General features: G+C 59.0%; 18 protein-coding genes and 3 pseudogenes. 7 read left to right on the forward strand and 14 right to left on the reverse strand.

Annotation, left to right across the window (positions count from 1 at the left end; translation table 11 throughout):
- Window position 1: 1 nt before the first annotated feature.
- The 4 genes and pseudogenes from FAZ95_RS03070 to FAZ95_RS03085 form a co-directional block, all read right to left on the reverse strand.
- Window positions 2-238, reverse strand: a complete 237-nt coding sequence (locus FAZ95_RS03070) for a hypothetical protein (RefSeq protein WP_137331104.1) — start codon at window positions 236-238, stop codon at window positions 2-4.
- Window positions 239-297: 59 nt separating this feature from the next.
- The gene (locus tag FAZ95_RS03075) at window positions 298-597 is read right to left on the reverse strand and encodes a hypothetical protein (RefSeq protein ID WP_137331105.1); all 300 of its coding nucleotides are present in this window, start codon (window positions 595-597) and stop codon (window positions 298-300) included.
- Between the two features lie 220 nt (window positions 598-817).
- A pseudogene (locus FAZ95_RS03080) lies at window positions 818-1,054 on the reverse strand (NAD-dependent deacetylase); the annotation flags it as partial.
- Between the two features lie 844 nt (window positions 1,055-1,898).
- Window positions 1,899-2,750 carry a hypothetical protein gene (locus FAZ95_RS03085; protein ID WP_137331106.1) on the reverse strand — a complete coding sequence of 284 codons (852 nt, stop codon included), beginning with the start codon at window positions 2,748-2,750 and terminating at the stop codon, window positions 1,899-1,901.
- A 263-nt stretch (window positions 2,751-3,013) separates the two neighbouring features.
- Between FAZ95_RS03085 and FAZ95_RS40845 the strand changes: the two are divergent.
- Together FAZ95_RS40845 and FAZ95_RS39870 are read left to right on the forward strand one after the other, a co-directional pair.
- A pseudogene (locus FAZ95_RS40845) lies at window positions 3,014-3,124 on the forward strand (hypothetical protein); the annotation flags it as partial.
- A gap of 133 nt (window positions 3,125-3,257) precedes the next feature.
- Window positions 3,258-3,347, forward strand: a complete 90-nt coding sequence (locus tag FAZ95_RS39870; RefSeq protein ID WP_254699881.1) for a helix-turn-helix domain-containing protein — start codon at window positions 3,258-3,260, stop codon at window positions 3,345-3,347.
- A gap of 2,092 nt (window positions 3,348-5,439) precedes the next feature.
- Here FAZ95_RS39870 and FAZ95_RS03095 read toward each other — a convergent pair.
- Entirely contained in the window at window positions 5,440-7,260 is a 1,821-nt protein-coding gene (locus FAZ95_RS03095; protein WP_175425508.1) for a bifunctional diguanylate cyclase/phosphodiesterase, read from the reverse strand.
- Window positions 7,261-8,005: 745 nt separating this feature from the next.
- Here FAZ95_RS03095 and FAZ95_RS03100 point away from each other — a divergent pair.
- The 3 genes from FAZ95_RS03100 (at window position 8,006) to FAZ95_RS03110 (ending at window position 10,419) form a co-directional block, all read left to right on the forward strand.
- Window positions 8,006-9,556 carry a methyl-accepting chemotaxis protein gene (locus FAZ95_RS03100; protein WP_137331108.1) on the forward strand — a complete coding sequence of 517 codons (1,551 nt, stop codon included), beginning with the start codon at window positions 8,006-8,008 and terminating at the stop codon, window positions 9,554-9,556.
- 364 nt (window positions 9,557-9,920) lie between these two features.
- Window positions 9,921-10,127: a DUF2442 domain-containing protein gene (locus tag FAZ95_RS39875; protein WP_367872596.1), complete on the forward strand. Its 207-nt coding sequence runs from the start codon at window positions 9,921-9,923 to the stop codon at window positions 10,125-10,127.
- An 88-nt stretch (window positions 10,128-10,215) separates the two neighbouring features.
- Entirely contained in the window at window positions 10,216-10,419 is a 204-nt protein-coding gene (locus FAZ95_RS03110; protein ID WP_137331109.1) for a cold-shock protein, read from the forward strand.
- A gap of 138 nt (window positions 10,420-10,557) precedes the next feature.
- On the opposite strand, the gene FAZ95_RS03115 is transcribed toward FAZ95_RS03110, so the two are convergent.
- From FAZ95_RS03115 to FAZ95_RS03150, 8 genes and pseudogenes are all read right to left on the reverse strand, one after another.
- On the reverse strand, window positions 10,558-10,767 hold the full coding sequence (locus tag FAZ95_RS03115; protein WP_367872044.1) for an RNA chaperone Hfq: 210 nt from the start codon (window positions 10,765-10,767) through the stop codon (window positions 10,558-10,560).
- A 145-nt stretch (window positions 10,768-10,912) separates the two neighbouring features.
- Window positions 10,913-11,122: a hypothetical protein gene (locus tag FAZ95_RS03120; protein ID WP_137331111.1), complete on the reverse strand. Its 210-nt coding sequence runs from the start codon at window positions 11,120-11,122 to the stop codon at window positions 10,913-10,915.
- 622 nt (window positions 11,123-11,744) lie between these two features.
- Window positions 11,745-12,149 carry an FKBP-type peptidyl-prolyl cis-trans isomerase gene (locus FAZ95_RS03125; RefSeq protein WP_137331112.1) on the reverse strand — a complete coding sequence of 135 codons (405 nt, stop codon included), beginning with the start codon at window positions 12,147-12,149 and terminating at the stop codon, window positions 11,745-11,747.
- 632 nt (window positions 12,150-12,781) lie between these two features.
- Window positions 12,782-13,456: pseudogene (locus tag FAZ95_RS03130) on the reverse strand (DUF429 domain-containing protein).
- 109 nt (window positions 13,457-13,565) lie between these two features.
- Window positions 13,566-13,802, reverse strand: coding sequence for a type II toxin-antitoxin system Phd/YefM family antitoxin (locus FAZ95_RS03135; protein ID WP_137331113.1), 237 nt, complete (start codon window positions 13,800-13,802; stop codon window positions 13,566-13,568).
- A gap of 86 nt (window positions 13,803-13,888) precedes the next feature.
- A complete protein-coding gene (locus FAZ95_RS03140) occupies window positions 13,889-14,203 on the reverse strand; it encodes a hypothetical protein (RefSeq protein WP_137331114.1) in 315 nt (104 codons plus the stop codon).
- Between the two features lie 195 nt (window positions 14,204-14,398).
- Window positions 14,399-14,812, reverse strand: a complete 414-nt coding sequence (locus FAZ95_RS03145; RefSeq protein WP_137331115.1) for a hypothetical protein — start codon at window positions 14,810-14,812, stop codon at window positions 14,399-14,401.
- A gap of 97 nt (window positions 14,813-14,909) precedes the next feature.
- A complete protein-coding gene (locus tag FAZ95_RS03150; protein WP_137331116.1) occupies window positions 14,910-15,128 on the reverse strand; it encodes a hypothetical protein in 219 nt (72 codons plus the stop codon).
- Between the two features lie 310 nt (window positions 15,129-15,438).
- Between FAZ95_RS03150 and FAZ95_RS03160 the strand changes: the two genes are divergently transcribed.
- A complete protein-coding gene (locus FAZ95_RS03160) occupies window positions 15,439-15,837 on the forward strand; it encodes an ADP-ribosylglycohydrolase family protein (RefSeq protein ID WP_137331118.1) in 399 nt (132 codons plus the stop codon).
- 211 nt (window positions 15,838-16,048) lie between these two features.
- Here FAZ95_RS03160 and FAZ95_RS39885 read toward each other — a convergent pair whose 3' ends face one another.
- On the reverse strand, window positions 16,049-16,312 hold the full coding sequence (locus tag FAZ95_RS39885) for a hypothetical protein (protein WP_137334399.1): 264 nt from the start codon (window positions 16,310-16,312) through the stop codon (window positions 16,049-16,051).
- 353 nt (window positions 16,313-16,665) lie between these two features.
- Here FAZ95_RS39885 and FAZ95_RS03170 point away from each other — a divergent pair, with 353 nt between their 5' ends.
- Window positions 16,666-16,854, forward strand: a complete 189-nt coding sequence (locus FAZ95_RS03170; protein WP_137331119.1) for a hypothetical protein — start codon at window positions 16,666-16,668, stop codon at window positions 16,852-16,854.
- The last annotated feature ends 92 nt before the right edge of the window (window positions 16,855-16,946 follow it).

Here is a 16,946-nt window from a genome sequence, read left to right on the forward strand (position 1 = left end):
GTTATTCCTGACGTGTGGGTGTTACCTGACGCTGCGCCGCCTGCTCCTCGGCGTGTTTCTTCGCTAGGTGGTGTCCGACCACGCAGCCACCGACCGCGCCGACAACCGCATGATGCCCGGCGTAGTGCCCAGCCACGCCACCGACCAGCGCCCCTTTCAGGCAACCGGCGGCGTTTGCTGTTCCGATTGTGGCCAAGACCAGCGCGGCGGCCGCAATGGCAATTTTGATTGGGTTCATGTTTATTCGAGGAAAGTCGGAGTTTGAATACGCGGGATGTGCCGCCTATTGTTGGCGCTTCAATCCCCACCCCAGCGGCCACGGTCGCGCCACTCGCGCTCATGCTCTCGCCATTCATGACGGCGCCATTCATGTTCACGCCACTCCCGCGCGCGCCAGTCGTCGTAGCCGCCGTAGCCGACTTCGACAGGCGCTGGCGCATACACAACAGGGGGAGGCGCGACGTAAACCGGTTCCGCCGGGGCATAGACGCCGACGGGCACTCCAATGCCGATACCTACGTCAACATGAGCCGACGCCGCAGTCGATGCTGCAAGAATGGTGACCCCGAGTACCGCGCCAAGAACCTTTTTGTTCATTCTGCTACTCCTTGCACGTTGAGTGCATTCATGGTGAACACGGCTTGGAGTGTAGGCGGTGGGTCCGGACACAGGTGAAACGGTCGTGCGAGATTGGTAACAGGCGATTACCCCCTCAGCGTTGCATCCAGCACAGCGCCTTCTGCCAGAGTTCGGTCGTCATCGAATCAAACCAACCATCGTGGTCAGCGTCGGGCAACAAGAGAAGTTGCGCTTGCGGATGGCCATAGAAACCCCACCAAAGCGTGGGCATGCGTCGCCTCGCCCATGGCGAGGCAATCTCTTCGAAGGTCATGCCGGCGAGCTTGAGCGCCGGATACGCGCGCCAAAAGCCTTACGTGCCGCGAAAGTCGGGCAACCCGGAGTCGACGCCCATCCCGGCGCCGGCGGTAATCAAGAGCCCGTCGGCGTCACGAAGCCAGTCGACTGCGCGCTGCAGTTTGTCATCCAAGTCCATCTTGCGCGCCTTGCTCCAATTTCCAAGAAGTCTACCGTCTCGCTGCGCCTTCGCAGTATCGCTACTAGCACTCACACCGGATTTGTTGGCAAAACCAATGAAAAATTTAGCAAACATGTCGCAGAGCCAAGCGCTCGGCTCGTCGTTTTTCGCTCCCGAAAAGAGCGGCAGCCCCCCAAAGCCTGGGCTTCATTGAACTGCCACGTCGCCTCGTGTTCCACCTCGAAGGCGCTCATGCTTTGGCCCGGCCGGCTGGTTGCCCGGCAAGGTTCGAAGCCAACAGTCAGACATTGGGCCCTACAGCCGATTTAGCGGGGGACGAAGTCGGGCAATGAGGTGTCCCTCAAGTGGTTTGCTTGCCGGCATTTCCAAAACCTCGCCCGTCGGCAGAACCAAGTGAGAAACCGGTTGGGCTACCCATATCTGTACCTCGGCTCGGCTCATCAATGCTCGCGTGATTCCCAGCTTTACGCGATTGTCCGTATCCCTTCCATACGGATTTCCATAACGGAAACCGTTGAAGCGAAATACCATGCCCGCGCCTGTTTCGCCAACATACACGACAGAGCAGTCGGTCACGAACGCATAGACCACGTTGCACCTTGTTAGCCATTCTTGATGCAACTCGTAACTGATGCCAAACGGACACTCACTTCTGAGATGAGCACCCGATTTGTGGTTGCTTGAGACCCAACGGCCCACTCTGGTGAGTCCGTAACTCTCCAATATTGCTTGCATGGCTCTCTCGCTTTCGATGTCGAAGTTGAGAAGTTGGCGGCCTCACCGGCCTTTGGCTACGCGCGAGATGAGGACGTTGCGCCCTTTGCGTGGGGTGACTGCTGCCTCACGCGAACCGGACCGGCAGCAGTACCAGCTGCTCGCGCCGGCGCGCCGCATCCAGGGCGCCGCCCGTCAGCAGCTTCGGCTTGAGCCGCTCGACCTCCGAGGCGAGCGCGTCCCGCGTCGCAGGGTCCTCATTCAGAAGCGCCCGGAACTCCGCGTACCGCTGCCAGATATGCGCGCTGTCGGGGCCCTGCTGCGGCAGGGATGCGTACCAGCGCGTGAACATGGTCGGCTCCACGACGTCCCGGGCGCGGGACTCGAGCGACGGCACGTAGGGCGCCAGTTCGGACCACGGACACGACAGGTCCATCGACTCGGCGTCGTAACAGAATTCGATGCCCTCTCCCGACTGGCCGTCGAGCGCCTGGTGCCAGACGGCCCTGCGCTGCGACCACTCTTGCGGGGAGACCGCACGGTCCGGCGCGCCGGCATTCCAGAACGCGTAGGCAGTCGCAAGGCCGGCATCCTTGAGCAGTCCCAGGATTTCCGGGCCGAACGCGCCGACCACATAACCAATGACACGGTCGAGCAGCTGCGAATGCCAGCACCTGAGCACCACGCTGAGGTCGACGGCCGAGTCGCGCTCGCGAGTCGCGCGGGCTCGGGCTTGCCGCCTGAGAATGGCTTCCCGGGCCAGCGAGCCGGGCTTCGCCATCACCATGCCCTGCAGCTGCCCGGCTTCCCGGGCCAATTGCGTGCGGTCCAGCATCGAGACGAGGATGCAGGCATAGGCCGCGACATACCGCCTGTGCTGCAGCTGCTCGATGCCGCTCCTGACCACCTCCATCAGGCTGGCGATACTGCGCAGCTGCTGCGCGACGAACTGGAAACCCATATCAACCTTCGTGCTCATGGTTGGCTCCCATCTGCAGGCGGCGCCTTCGTTGCTGGTGACGAGGCGACCTCGCTGGAAAAAACTGTACGACTCGTCCGGCCAGGTCAATGGCACGAAAAGCGGTCGAAAGCCCCGCCAATCCTCGCGATGGCCGGCGCGGCGTGGCCGCATCCGGCAACTCTTGTCGAACGTCCCGGCACTTCCGACGCGCTGGCCGAAACAAAGCCTCCCCGGAGGGGGCTGGTGGAGGATGAGGGGAACGGGTCAGTGCGGCTCTTGGAATGAGAAACTGGGTGTCCGCACGACCGGGACGTCACACGGTCGAGCAGACCCTCGACCTGCAGCGAGACGCGCTGCAGGAAGGGGGAGCATCCAGCATTCACGAAGACAAGGCGAGCGGCAAAACGGCCGACAGGTCGGAACTCGAACATTGCTTGAAAGCCCCGCGAGAGCTCGTGGCCGAAACGGCGGCCGGCTCAGGCTTTGGACCCGAAGCAGCGCAAGGCTGCACTGGCGATGATGGACATGTCGATAGCGGAAATCAGTCGACACTTCGGCGTGTCGCGCTCAACGCTGTACAACATCAGAGCGTCGCAGCCGCATGCAAGCGAGTAGCAGGGAAGTCCTGACGGGCAGCCGGCTCGCGCCGGTAAGCAAGGATTCCAATTTTCCGCCGCTTCCTTCGACTCACCTTGCAACCTCTCGGCAACATGGCTTATGGACTACAAATCCGGTGCTTTGGCCAAGGCCGTCAAGGAAATCCGCCTGCTGATGTGCCGTACGGAACGGGTGGTGACCGCCCAGAGACATGCTGCGCGATGGTGAGTGCGCATCCTTTCCTATAGCTGTAGTCCATCCGCGAATGTGGATAATCTCTCTGGCAGTGAGCCCGAGCATTTGACTCGCACGAAGAGAGACATGGGCGGCAAAGGGCGCGTTTTGCGACTCGCCCGGCCGGCGTGAAACCCGCCAAAGCGCCGGCAAATGGCCGCACGGAGCGCGCATGGTATCGAGGCGCAATACGTATGACGGGTTGTGCACCGAAAAGGCGGATAAGCCTGTGAATAATCTCATGGGCAATTAGCCCAAGCCCATGATTCGTATGAAGAGAGGCATGCGCAGCAAAAGGGCCTCATTGATTACTACTCTGCCTCGAAGGAGTGGGAAAAGTTGATGCGCTTGTATTGCAGCGAGGCCCGTAATACGCAAGCGTTAAGACGTAACCGCCGGGCGTTGTGTTCGCAGCAGCGCAAGTTTATGGTTGAGCATCCTGGTGACAGCCGACGCTGGTAGCGGATTTGTCGCAGTGAATAACGTGGGCTATCGCAAACGTTCACGCGGATGGTTAATGGCCTATCGAAAGCGGCACAGTTTGTCGTCGCGCCAGAGCCGCGACAGGAAAACGGGAACGCCACGTAGGAAGTGAAGCAGGGACCAAAGGCAGGTATCGACACAACCTGGCCATGGGGCGTGCTGGATTCGTCGCCTCGGGATTGTCCTGTCAATCAGTGCCTTTGCGGCCTATAACATAACGGCAGCACGACTCTTATTGGCCAGCGGACGTACAACGTCCTGTCACCAGCGCATGCATTGCGCACCGTTCTGCCCCGCCCGGTACCAGCCCCGCGTTATTGCCCATGTAGTCATCCAACGGCTGTCGGCACAGCGCTGCCTGCGGCCGATTTTTCATTCGCTCATCTGAACGGCACTGGCGTCAGCGCCGAGTGGCCATTTTGGGAGCTGAAGTTGCAAACCAGCAATAAGCCCGAAAAGTCCCAGGCGGTTTGCGCATGAATTATGGAGCTGAGATGAATTCACGTCTGATTTTGGCGGCGGGCGCTGCATGCCTGGTCGCGACGGCAGGAACGGTCCACGCGCAAGGCGCGTCGCAACAGGCAACGCCTTCGGCACAGCCAACGATGCAGCAGAACGCCGAAGCACCTGCGCAAGCTGGCGCTGACACGTCTTACGGCGGGGCTCCGTCGACTAGAACTGCAGCGGGCAAGATGAACCCTACGACCTGTACGCCAAAGCCTCAGTGCGATGTTTACTTCGGCAATTGAGCTAACAAAGAGCGTCGGGCGCACCGTCGCAGTTTCTTGTCCAGTGGCCACTGCTGCGGGGTGGTGGCATCGCGCTCGTCATGTCCTTCCGGCCGAGCCGAAGCATCGACGTAAATTGCCCAACTTAATCGAGGTATCGACATGAAAGCCGTATTGATGGTAGCGGCAGGCGTGGTCGCCTTGCTGACCGCACCTGTAGCCGCATATTCGCAGGACGCACAGCAGGCACCGTCGCCCACGAGCAATCAGTGGTCGGCACAGCAGCATGCGGCCCCGATGGATGCGAAGGCGCGTGACTCGGCCGTCGGTGGAGCGCCGATGCCTGGAACTCAGTCGGGTGAGCGAAGCCAGTACGTCCCGCCTTGCATAGTCGGACTGTCGTGCGATATTTACCGTGGCAGCTAGAGCGCGGGCCAATTGCGGGGATTTCGCGGACTCGGTTGGCTCGTTCGCGAAATCCCCGCCCGGCTGTTGCCGTTCTGAACGGCAGCGCGACAAGGATAAACCACGTGGTCTGGGGTACGTCCTGCGGCTTCGGGGCGCGAACCTCGCATGCGTCAGTGCGTTGCAAGGAAGGCGCGGCCGGTTACATGCGTTTGCGGTAGCGGAGAGTTGACCGCTGTACCGTTTGCGGTCGACGATGATTAGCCTCGCTTGACGCGCAATTCAGACTCTGTCGGCTCCCGCTCATCGACGTCTGCAACGCATATGCAATTCCTGCCTTGGCGTTTGGCAGTATACAGTGCGCGGTCGGCGGCTCCGACGAGCATCGCAGGGTCGCTATCTTGCCCGCTCTGCGTTACGGCGACGCCGACGCTAATCGTGACGACGCCCGAACTGCTCGCCTCGTGTGGAATGCCAAGGCACTCTACAGCCCGTCGGATACGTTCGGCCACAATCAGCGCACCCTCGCCGTCAGTATCCGGAAGGATGAGCGCGAACTCTTCTCCGCCATACCGGGCTACAGTATCAGTCACGCGCGAAGCGGAAGACAAAATTGCTGCCGCAACTGTGCGCAAGCAATCGTCACCCCGCTGGTGACCATAGCAATCGTTATAGCTCTTGTAGGCATCCACATCGGCCATGATAACCGCGAGAAATCCGCGCCTGTCTGTCCGCGATTCGTGTTGCCAACGACGCCCCAACTCGCGGTCGAAATGCCGCCGGTTGAAGAGACCCGTCAACCCGTCCCGGAAGGCGAGCCCCTGCAGTTCCGCGCGCTCGTCGGCAATTTGTTGCTCCGTCAATTTGCGTTCGGTAATGTCGCGAACGGTGGCCGTGAGTCCCTCAGGCTTGCCGGAAAGCGGGTCGATGATTGAACGTATATGCGTTTCCGTCCAAAGGGTGCTGCCATCCGACCGTCGGAGGCGACTGGTCTGAGAGACTTCGGTCCCGCCCGATACCGCGCTTGCGATGGCGGCGGCGAGGGCATCGCAGTCTTCGGGCAGACCAAGCTCCGCAAAGTGCGTTCCGATAAGGTCGGCCGGCGCGTAACTAAGCAACGCGCTGACCCGTGGTGACACGTAGCTGAGTCTACCGTCGAGTCCCATGCTCATGACGATATCCGTGGCATTCTCAGCGAGCACTCGGTACCGTCGCTCACCTTCTCGGAGCATTGCAAAGAGTCGGTTTCGCTGTGCCTGAGTGGCGCTGATTGGCAGGGCGATACCGAGCGAGGCTACCAGAAAGAGTTGGAGGGCGAAGATGCGCCCCTGCATGGCCTCATACGGGAAAACCCAGAGCGGTCCTGTCCCTCGCAAAGTGAAAGACACGGCTATAGCGAGACACAGGAGTAGACCGACGAGCACGCCGGCGAGGTCAGCTTGAAATGCCAGCAGAACAATTGGTGGAAGCGCCCAGTAAAGAAGGGGAAATCGGCTTTGCCCGAAGACGCCCATGGTCACGATGAATACCAGCAATAACAGAAAACCCGTCTTCCTGCGTTGGTCAGCACGCAGGAGATGGGCGACTTCGCCCGTCCAGAAAACCAGAGCGGCCGGAGTGAAAATAGCAAGACTCAAGGCGTCCGAGACGAACCAGTTGGCGAGGTTGGGCAGCAGGTATCCGCCGAGTTGCCCACGCAGAAGCGTCGTCGCAAGGAGGCCGGATACGACCGGTGCGAACAGGACGCCTCCAGCCAGAAATCTTGCGAGCGGTTGCGGGCGAATCAATTCGGAAACAGTGGAGATGCGCGGCGCGAAGGCAAGTGCAATCAGGACCTCGACGATATCGGAGGAAGAATACGAACACGACACTCCGAGACTCTCGCCGACGTAGAGGTTCGCCACAAGGTTCCCTAATACGCCGCCAACCAGCACCCAATATCGTCGACGACGCGACGCGACCATCATCTGGGTGAGCAGGACCGCATTGGTCAGCCAAATTGGCGCGATTTCGCCCGCCATGGTCTTGAGTGCCCCGCTGGCTAGGCAGGTGAGAGTTGTCACCACGAGAGCGAGCAACATGTGCCACATATCCGGAAACCACGCAGAGGAACGTGACTCGTCAACGCACGCTTTCGTGTTAGGCGATGGTCGGGTGGCCGGATTCCCCATTTTCACTCTCGGTTCTTTTTCATTTCACGCCGGTCGCCTCGCTTGTGACGAGGTCCTTGGCAACGGTCGCGTCTCTTATGAAGCGTAAGACGAGACGTTGTGCTATCCCGGAACCAGGTTTATCGGCTGTGGTTTGTTAAAACTTTATAGCGAGATGCAAACCTCCGCAATGGCGTTGAGTCAGTCAAGCGTGACGACGAGTGAATCGACAGTCGGTGTCGCACGATATTGAACATCGCAATCGTTTGCGCGCCAAAAACACTCGCGTGATATTGCAACCGACTCTACCGAACGGCTTTTGACATCGAGCGGGGTCGATTGACTTCTCATCGCGGTAAGCAATTCGCCACTACGTGGCACTTGATTGCAGCCGGGTACTGGGAGGCTTTACATTAACACTTCAGCTTTCGTTCTTTGTATCGCTAGCGCGGCATTGGAAGTGAATTGCCGGGACATTGCGCCGTCACGCAGCCTGCTCCCAAGCTGCGTGTTCGCTGGTTTCGTGGAGGATTGTCAGTCTTTCGATTACCGGCGCCGATTTGCGATTACGTTGAGGGCGCGCGTGCACAATTCTTCCATCGAAGCCAAATCGAAGCACATCGTGCTGCTCCAATAGGACAGCATATTCAACAAGAACGCATATCGCGGGGGGCTCATGTTTAGCAATATTTCGTTGAAGTTCAAGTTGTGGCTTGCGTTAGGACTCGTCTGGCTGGGGTTGATATCGTTGGGCACATACAGTGCTATAGACGCACATACCCGCTTGCTGGATGAACGATTCGCTGCACTGGACAATATTCTGGACGTTGCCGTCAATATCGCGGGCGCGTACAGGGCCAAGGCAGCTAACGGCGAGATGTCCCCTGAGGACGCACAGAAGGCGACGCTTACACAATGGAACCTGCTGCGCTATCGCAACAACGGCTACGTGTATGCGGCCACGATGTCGCAGGTTTCGCTCGTCAATCCGGGGCGCCCTGAACTTGTTGGCAAAGACGCGTCCGGGATGACCGACGCGAAGGGCAATCATCCGTATGCTGACCTCACGGCACTCGCCCGTACCGAGGGTCGCGGTTATATCAGCGCCTGGAGCAAGAAGCCGGGCACGCAAGACATCACCGAAAAGATTTCCGCACTTCGGCTCGTTCCTGGGTGGGATTGGGTTGTTGCCGCCGGCCTTTACGTTGATGATGTGGAAGCTGCCTACAGGGCTATCCTGATTGGGCATCTGGCTTTTGTACTGGCGGCAGGGCTGGTGTCCAGTCTTGTGATGGTTCTCATTATTCGCAATATCGAGAGAAGTCTTGGTGGCGAGCCGGCGTTCGCGGCCAAGGTCGCCAATCGGATTGCGGACGGAGACCTTGCGTTTCAAGTGAAAGTCAAGGCTGGTGACCAAGGCAGCCTGCTTTTCGCCATGGCTAGGATGCGCGCGAGTTTGGAGGACGTTATCCGGCAATTTCTCGAGAGTGCGGAAACCATATCCAGTAGTGCATCGCAGATTGCTGCGGGTAACTCAGACCTTTCCGGACGGACTGAACAGGCCTCATCGTCGCTGGAGCGTACGGCAGGCCGCATGAATGAGCTAACCGAGGCGGTGGAGCAAACGGCTGGCAACGCGCGTGCGGCGAACACGCTGGTAACCAATGCTGCTTCACTGGCGCAACAGGGGCAGCAAGCCGTTGAACAGGTGGTCGGGGCGATGGCAGGCATCGAAGAGGCCTCTGCGAAGATTGGCGACATCAGTTCGACGATTGAGGGCATCTCGTTCCAGACCAACATCCTCTCGCTCAATGCGGCTGTGGAGGCCGCGCGGGCCGGCGAACAGGGCAAAGGATTTGCCGTCGTCGCCAGTGAAGTTCGGACTCTCGCTCACCGAAGCGCAACCGCAGCCAAGGAAATCAAGGAACTGATTGATACGACGGTACGACGCGTCCAAACGGGGGCGGGCCATGTTTCCAAGACCGGCGAGGTGATGTCGGAAATCGTGTCCGGCGTGCAAAGGGTGACCGGCATCATGGCCGATATCGCTGCGGCGTCCAGCGAACAGAGCCAAGGAATTACCGAGGTCAACCGTTCGGTCACGGAAATGGATGGGGCAACCCAACAGAACGCGGCGCTCGTTGAAGAGGCCGCTGCTGCCGCGGCAGCGTTGAATGAACAGGCTCAGCGGCTTCGGGAAGTGGTTGCTGTCTTCCGGATAGCTTGATGGCTCGGTCCAACTGAGCGGCTATCAGCCTGAAGGGACCGCATGATTCGAGAAGACTGGTAGTCCAGATGCCGCGGGTCGGCTCGCGGCCCGCCGCGTAGGCAGATGAGCGCTGCGAGCGTTACATCAGCCGTGCACGAGAAGCTCACTGCATATCGCGCTGTTTTCTGTGGAGACAAAGGCTATCAGACGAATCGCAGTTACATCGCGACTTCGGCAGCGGCGATTTTTTTGCAATCAACGCTGCTCGTTCTGGTCGACCTCGACCAGCCGCGACTGTCTGTGAATCCCGATGACACGAAATTGGACGAGGGGCGTGCTAGTCGTGCAATCGGCCCTTTGCTGCTTCAACAGAAGTCCGACTATTGGCGTAGTACGGATGCGAGGTCTTCAAGCGACGGCAGCAGAGCGCGAACACTTCGCCATCTCGATGGACCGCCAGCAACTTTTCTGGCCGGAAATCGATGAGGACGTGAACGTTCTCGCGCTGCTTGCATATCGGCCGGAAATCGACGAGGACGCGAACGTTCGCGCACTGCTTTCATATCAGCCGGAAACTGTGCGTCAATAGCATTGCTCACCACCGCTTCATGCGGGAACCGCTACCACGAGCGGTTGGCGACTATACAAACCTGCCTGTTTCAATTCTGGACACAACTATGGCGACCGGTACTGTGAAGTGGTTCAACGATGCAAAGGGCTTTGGCTTCATTACGCCGGATGATGGCGGAGAAGACCTGTTTGCTCATTTTTCGGAAGTAAAGGCAGAGGGATTCAAAACTCTTCAGGAAGGGCAAAAGGTGAGCTTCGAGGTCAAGCAAGGACCAAAGGGCAAGCAGGCTGCGAACATCCAGCCGCTGTAGGCACAAGGGGCTCGTCTGTCGCCGCGTTTTCTAGTGGGTGACGCTGCTCGGCGACTTTCCGTCTGTTACATGAACGCCGTATGGTTGACGGCTACGCGCAGGTCAAGCGCAGGCGACAGCATGTCATGGCAGTTCTCATCAACCGCGAGCTCGCAAGTGGTTCGGGTTGTCGCGACTCGTCGGCGCCTCGGTCGGGTCGCGAGCCGGGCTCCTGCCATTGACCGGCATCACGGTCGAAATGGCATGTTTGAAAACAAGTTGCACGCCTAGACCAGACTCAAGCAGAACTGCAAACTGGTCAAAGCCGGCCAGTTGACCGGTCAGTCTGATGCCGTTCACGAGGAACACGTTTACGGTGGTCCTGTCCTTTAGGAGTGCCTGCAGAAAGTCGTCTTGTACGCATGGGCGTGCGGTCATGTTCTGAGGTCAAAGCGATAGGTCCTTCGATTGTACCGGCGATACCTGACGCTCCCGCCAGTCCAGAGGGAGTGCGTTACTGCGACTCGAGGGCGTCGAGGCGCGCTTCCGCTATCTCGCCCGGGTGGTGGTCGCGGTACGCGTCAAACAACTGTGAGCACAACTGAGCAAGTGAAGACAGGTCCATGGCCTGGTCTGCGTGCTCGACCTCTCCTGCGTTGAGCACGTCATCGAGAACCGGAGCCAGACGGCGCAGTAGCCGGAAAGTGGCGTCGTCAAGTTTCATGTTGGAACTCCTGCGACCAGACTGTGGAGCGCACCCCGAGCCGACCAGCCCCAAGGCGATGCTTACCCTTCGGTTGCTTGGCTCGAGCTTCATGATATCTCTCCTTAGATTGGGAACACGAGACGCGGCACCGGCCGGAGGGGCGGCGCCGCGCTAGTCTGCAAGTCTATGTCCCAATCGTGGCCTTTCAAGCTTGACGCTCTGCTGACCCGCAAATTACAAATTTGCAATCTATGCCTGATTGCGAATCTGTAACTCCACGGTCACTCCGTCAATACGACGCGCGGTCATCGGAAGTTGATAGCCGGCCGAGTTAGTTCGCCCGGTTTCCGGCACTACACCCAAATCGCCCTGACCATTGATGAGGTGGCCATTATGTGCGTAGATGTGAACGGAGATGCCGAAAACGAAGGACAAGAGGGGCCAATTGTTGCGGCGATGCAAGAGGCGGTGGAATTGCTGGCAAGGGAGTGGCCGGATGACTACCCGGCCGGGGTGGTGGAGCGGGTAGTAGTCGAGAGCGCTGCCGGTCCCAAACAGAACAAAGCGATAGCTCTCCGCCCCGCGATGTCGGCGGCTCGTGCATCTAATTTGAACCCGTTGGCGACCGCACGGCAGGGCCCTACTTGACGATATCGACGAGTTCGACCTCGAAATTCAGCGTGCTATTCGGCGGAATCGGTCCGACGCCTCGGCTACCGTACGCCGTCTCTGGCGGGCAGGTGAGCTTGGCCTTGCCGCCGACCCTCAGCTTTTGCATGCCCTGGGTCCAGCACGGGATAACCCGATTGAGCGGGAATGTGGCCACGTCACCATGCTTGGCCGAATTGTCGAATTCCGTCCCATCGGCAAGTGTCCCGCGATAGCGGACCTTAACCACGTCTGTGGCGCTTGGCTGGGGACCGGTTCCCTCTTGCGTAATTTCCACTTTGACGCCCGACGGTAGGGTTTCAACGGAACCAGCAGCGTGCGCGGCCAAGGCACGTATAGCCAACATGCTGCCGACAACTACGAGCGATGTCTTCATGTGCCCTTCCATGGTGGTTAGTCTCAAACAATCGGAACTCAATTATGAAGCCGTTGGGACGATGTGCGAGGTAGGGCCGGCGCGCGCATGTCGATTCATCAGCAGCGCTGCAATCTGCTGCACCAGCCCCCCTGCGCGGCCATGTTTCCCTCCTCATGGAGGTGAAGCTCCAGTCAAAAATGGGGAGCGGACAGACTTCTCCGATGGACCTACCCCGCATATCAATAGCTCCAGTATGCCGCCAAGAGCTCGGTATCCCAAGCAGTGTCGTTACGTCGAGCGCGGCTTCCCAGCCGCGACAAACACCCTGAGCTGATTTCGAGATAAGTTGGCGCTCACATCCTTGAAGATGGGCGGAACCGGCGAAAGCGTTGATGCGGGAGGTGGCCGGCAGCGGCTTTCATTTTCCGCGAAAGCGCGACGCAACCGAATCCGTGCCGGTATAAGCGCGGTACAGATACTGCAATATGTCGAGCGGCATGCACTGGTTCGGTGGCTAGCAATAGATAACTGCGCCGACGGTTTTAGCAATGAGCTAGCTCATCTCGTGCTCTGTGACGAGGACCAGGGACTTGGAGACCGGTACCCAGAGGGCTTTTCGCGATGCCTTGGCCGAACAGTTTGGAGACGGCTCACATCGTCGCTAACCACCCGTTAACGTATTGGCGACGAGTGGGGCTAGGGACAAAAATGTGTCCACCCTCGGCATCGCCATAGGACTCGGTCTGGCGTGCGAGCAGGTATCCGGCGGTCAATGCACAAAGAGCGGCATCGATGTCGTCAATCGACTTCAAAGCTGTGGTGTCAATGCCCGCGTTCTCGAGCACTTGTCGGCGCTGAACTCGCTTTTTCCGCGCCGAAGTGTTTTCCTTGCCGCGGACCGCACACGTAATTGCATGCGGAAACGTTTCAAAACTGACGTTCCCTTACGAATAGTTTTGGGCCGTAAGAAGTGGATAGGTTGCGGCAAACGCGTCATAGACTCGCTCACCGCTCAACATCCAGTTGTAGAAGCCGCTCGGACTGGACACCGCCCGCTCTCGTGTTGGTGTTGCAAAGCAGACGATGCCTCGTCGCGCGAGGTATTTTTCAGCGAGTCGACCTTTATCCGCCATCGCCCATCGGCATGGGGCGTCTATTCCGACCGCCCGGACGTCAAACTCATGACACTTCTCGAGCATCTGCTCAGGTACTTTGTAGCTGCGGTTCCATAGGATGCGCGTGCCGCGCAGAACGACGAGATGGCACCCCTTCCGGTCACCGCCGATATCAATGCCGGCAACTGCTTCTTTATTCACCATTACCATCGAAGGTAACCACCCGGCTTAGTTTCTGTTAACAGGGCTGCTCGCGAGTACCGCTACTTGGCGAAACGGGAATAGCAGATGCTGGCGCTGCGCCGAAGGACGACCTTTCCTAGGAGGCGCTCTCGCCCCGAAACAACCTTATCGTCTCAATGTTATTAGTGTCGATGCTTTCAGGCACCTCAAATAAGCCCTTGGCTATTCCAATGCGCTTGGTTGCGCGGGCCTCGACGGGCATCAGCCTGGCAACAGGATGACCATCCTGCGTGATAACGATTTCCCGCACCTCTGCAAGTGACGCAACCAAGGTGAGCAGTGACTCTGCGGCTACCTCGATGTCAACGTTCATGCTTTTTCTCCGGAAGACAGGGGTGCGGGTTATCACTGCGCGTTGAGATACACGCGACCGGCTTTGCTGTGCGACGGTGGCCAGCATCATATCGGCGTGAAGACTGTCGCCGGAATCTCTTCCAACTGCGCGTAGGTGCGCATGAACCGATATGTCTGACCGCCAACGACAATCTGATTCCAGCCGGGGCTTGTCTGCTCGAGAATCGCGAGTGCTGTTGCAGCCGCAATGTTCCCACGGGTCCTCATATCACCCAGGGAGTCCATCATGTCGCCGATATATACGGTAAAGGACTGCTCACTGGTTCGCGCGAGAATCACCAGGCCGCCCTCGTCGAGCGACAGCTCGAGATATTCCGCAAGAGTGAGCAAGGGCTCGGACTGATTGTCTACGTTTGCCATATCTTCACGCTCGTATCTGCTGCGCCGCGCTCAGTGCACAGGCAGGCGCTCCACTGCGCGGCGTTGCCACCGCCTGCGGGCGATAGACTCGCTCTTCCAAGGGGCCGGTTCACAATTGAAAGTGGTGATGCCGGACGTGCTTTCGGCAGCACGAACACGCTGCTCCAACACTTCAGGCGAGTCTGACTAACGCTACTACGCTGGGTCGAAGATATTCGCCATACCAGGGTATGTCGATACGTCGAACTCCGCGTTACCAAGCTTTCGAACTGCATTGTGATGACGGTCATTTACCCAAGCGTCGGCTCCGGCATCGCGAAGCATCAGTCGGAAATCGCGCAGGTCGCTCTTGCTCGCAAAAAGCTGTTCGATGTAGCGGTCAGCATCCAGCCGTCCTGCCTCAGCCGCGGCTGCGAGACTATCCAGCACCCATGTAAGCGCGGGCGCTCCCGGCATTCTCGATAGCGCCTCCACATGGATAGGCGCCAAGCTCTTTTCGCGATGATTCCAACCACCAAACTCAATGCATCCACTAGCCACCCGTTGACCTTCGTCGGTCTCAAACATCAGTTGTGTGGGCTGGGGAATGTATGCGTTAACCATCGCCATCAGGAAGTCCTCGTCGTGTTCGATTCGTTGTATTTCTGTGCCAGATAAGTGGCCGCCAAATAGTGATACGGTACGGCGGTAGCGTCGGGCGCCCGTTTCACAGGTGGTTATCGACCCACGCGCGCGCCCATTGCAGTCCCGCGAACTGAGCCTCTTCTTCCGTTTCGAAATAGCCGAGAACGCCCGAGGCTTCGACGAGCTCGTTGTGTTGCGTTATGGTCCCGCTTGCGGCGTAACGCTCAGGCCGAAGGATGTCTTTCTGCTCGGCGATGGCATGCCCCCAGATGCGGCACCCCTTGTAGTTTTCCGCTTCCATCAGCGGGCGACCCTTACTGCGCTGCCATCGGCGCCGACGCGGAGCACGTTTCCATCTGAAGTGGTGACTCGTGGGACGTCGGGTACGTCCCGAGCGACGCGTGGCGCACCGACATGTGCGGCGCGCGCCTTAGCAGTCAGCTTCGTTTTGGCGGTCGCCGGTTGATGTGCCCGCGTCTTGACCAGATGGGGTGCGGGATGCTGGCGTTTCACCTGTTTCGGGGTGGTCCGAGCCTGATGCAATCCACCGCGTGCCTCTGGCGGATTCCACACTTCGACGTAGTGGTCGGCCGCGAACGCGGAGGAAGTAAATGCCAATACCAGCAAACCGCATCCAGCTATTCTCACCCGCTCTTCTCCATATTGCGCCGCTTGAGCCACTCGCTACAGCGGACTTCCTGTCCCACACACGTGCCATCGCAGCCGGGGCAAAAGTGCCGGTCGAGAACGGAATCGTCAACCCGCCATGCGCTCCCGCCCTTCGAACTGGCCGTGCCGACAGCACGACCATTTTCGCATGCGAAGAACGCTACCCGCCGCGAATTCGCGCCGACGAAACTCTCGAAGACGTGCTGTCGTGTCTCAGGAATTCCGACAGCTTCGAATCGTTGATGCGGGAATGTCTTTTTCATGGCGGTGACACGGAGACCATTTGTGCAGTGGCCGGTCCGCTTGGAGAGGCGCTATGGGGCACCGCTTCCACTGCTTGAGGAATCCCTAACCCACGTACCGGCGCGGCTAACAGCAGTTCTAGCTCGAGAATACGACCGGCTCTCGCAAATACATCCGCGTCTGGGCTAATGCATTCGACTCCCGTTTTCGGGTCGCGATACGAGGGCAGCCGGCCATGTCTGCAAGTAATCCACGTTATCTGCATAATCCTGCAACGTTCATGGCTATAGCAGTGATTTGTTGTGGCGGTTAGTCAGTGATGCCAGCAAAGGTGATTTCGCGCCGCATGCGGAACCTCCGCGCGTCAGCCGCCGGCGGAAACACACGCCAGCAACCATCGTCGTGCCGAAAGAAGAACAATGCGCGAGACCCGGCCGGCTGCCGGGTCTCAATGCATACGTAGCGTCCTCCGTCCAAGTGGGTGCGGCCGAATGCGGTGACGTGCACTTGTGTTGTAGGGGTGAGCCATTTTTCCACTTGGCACCGTAGGGACTGCACCTTCGTGTTGTTCATCTGCGCCCCCTCGCACCGATACTTGTTCGCGGCCAATTCGCCGGATACGGCGCAAGCGCCGCGCACGCAGCAGCCGCGTTCGATGCTCGACGCCATTTTTCCGCGCTGCATCGATGGCTTCACAAACTACTTTAACTCTAGTGGCAGAACGCAGCAACGGCACACGCTTAGGCAAAATAGCAACAGAAAAAGTTTAGTGCGGAAAGTGCGGTTTGGCGGGTCTGAGTGGCGATAGCTGGTGCACCGCACCACACAACCTGGGCGATGGGCGGCGAACCTAGTTCGTTCCCCCGCCGGCGGCCATTAGGCGACGAAATTTTCTCTGTCGGTCCTGCTATGCAGGATGGCTTTCGGTGCTGGATGTGAAGCCATTGAAAGAGTATCTTGTCTTTTACTCTCCGCCATTGACCGGCTTGGAGGTTACCGTGAAGAAATTCCTTTGCTTGCTTGTTGTCGCGTGCGCGACGCTGGCTATCAGCGCGCCGGCCAGTTATGGCTGTGACGAAGGTAGTTACAACAACCAGAGCGGTACCGGAAAATAGCCACATCTAAGTCTGCCAGGCCCCGTGCTGACGGGAGCTCGGCCGGCCGACACATTGCGAGCTCGTGCCGTCGTGCGATACGCCGCCCGTGA

It is taken from the genome of Trinickia violacea (assembly GCF_005280735.1).
In the GTDB taxonomy this organism is placed as follows: Bacteria; Pseudomonadota; Gammaproteobacteria; order Burkholderiales; family Burkholderiaceae; genus Trinickia_A; species Trinickia_A violacea.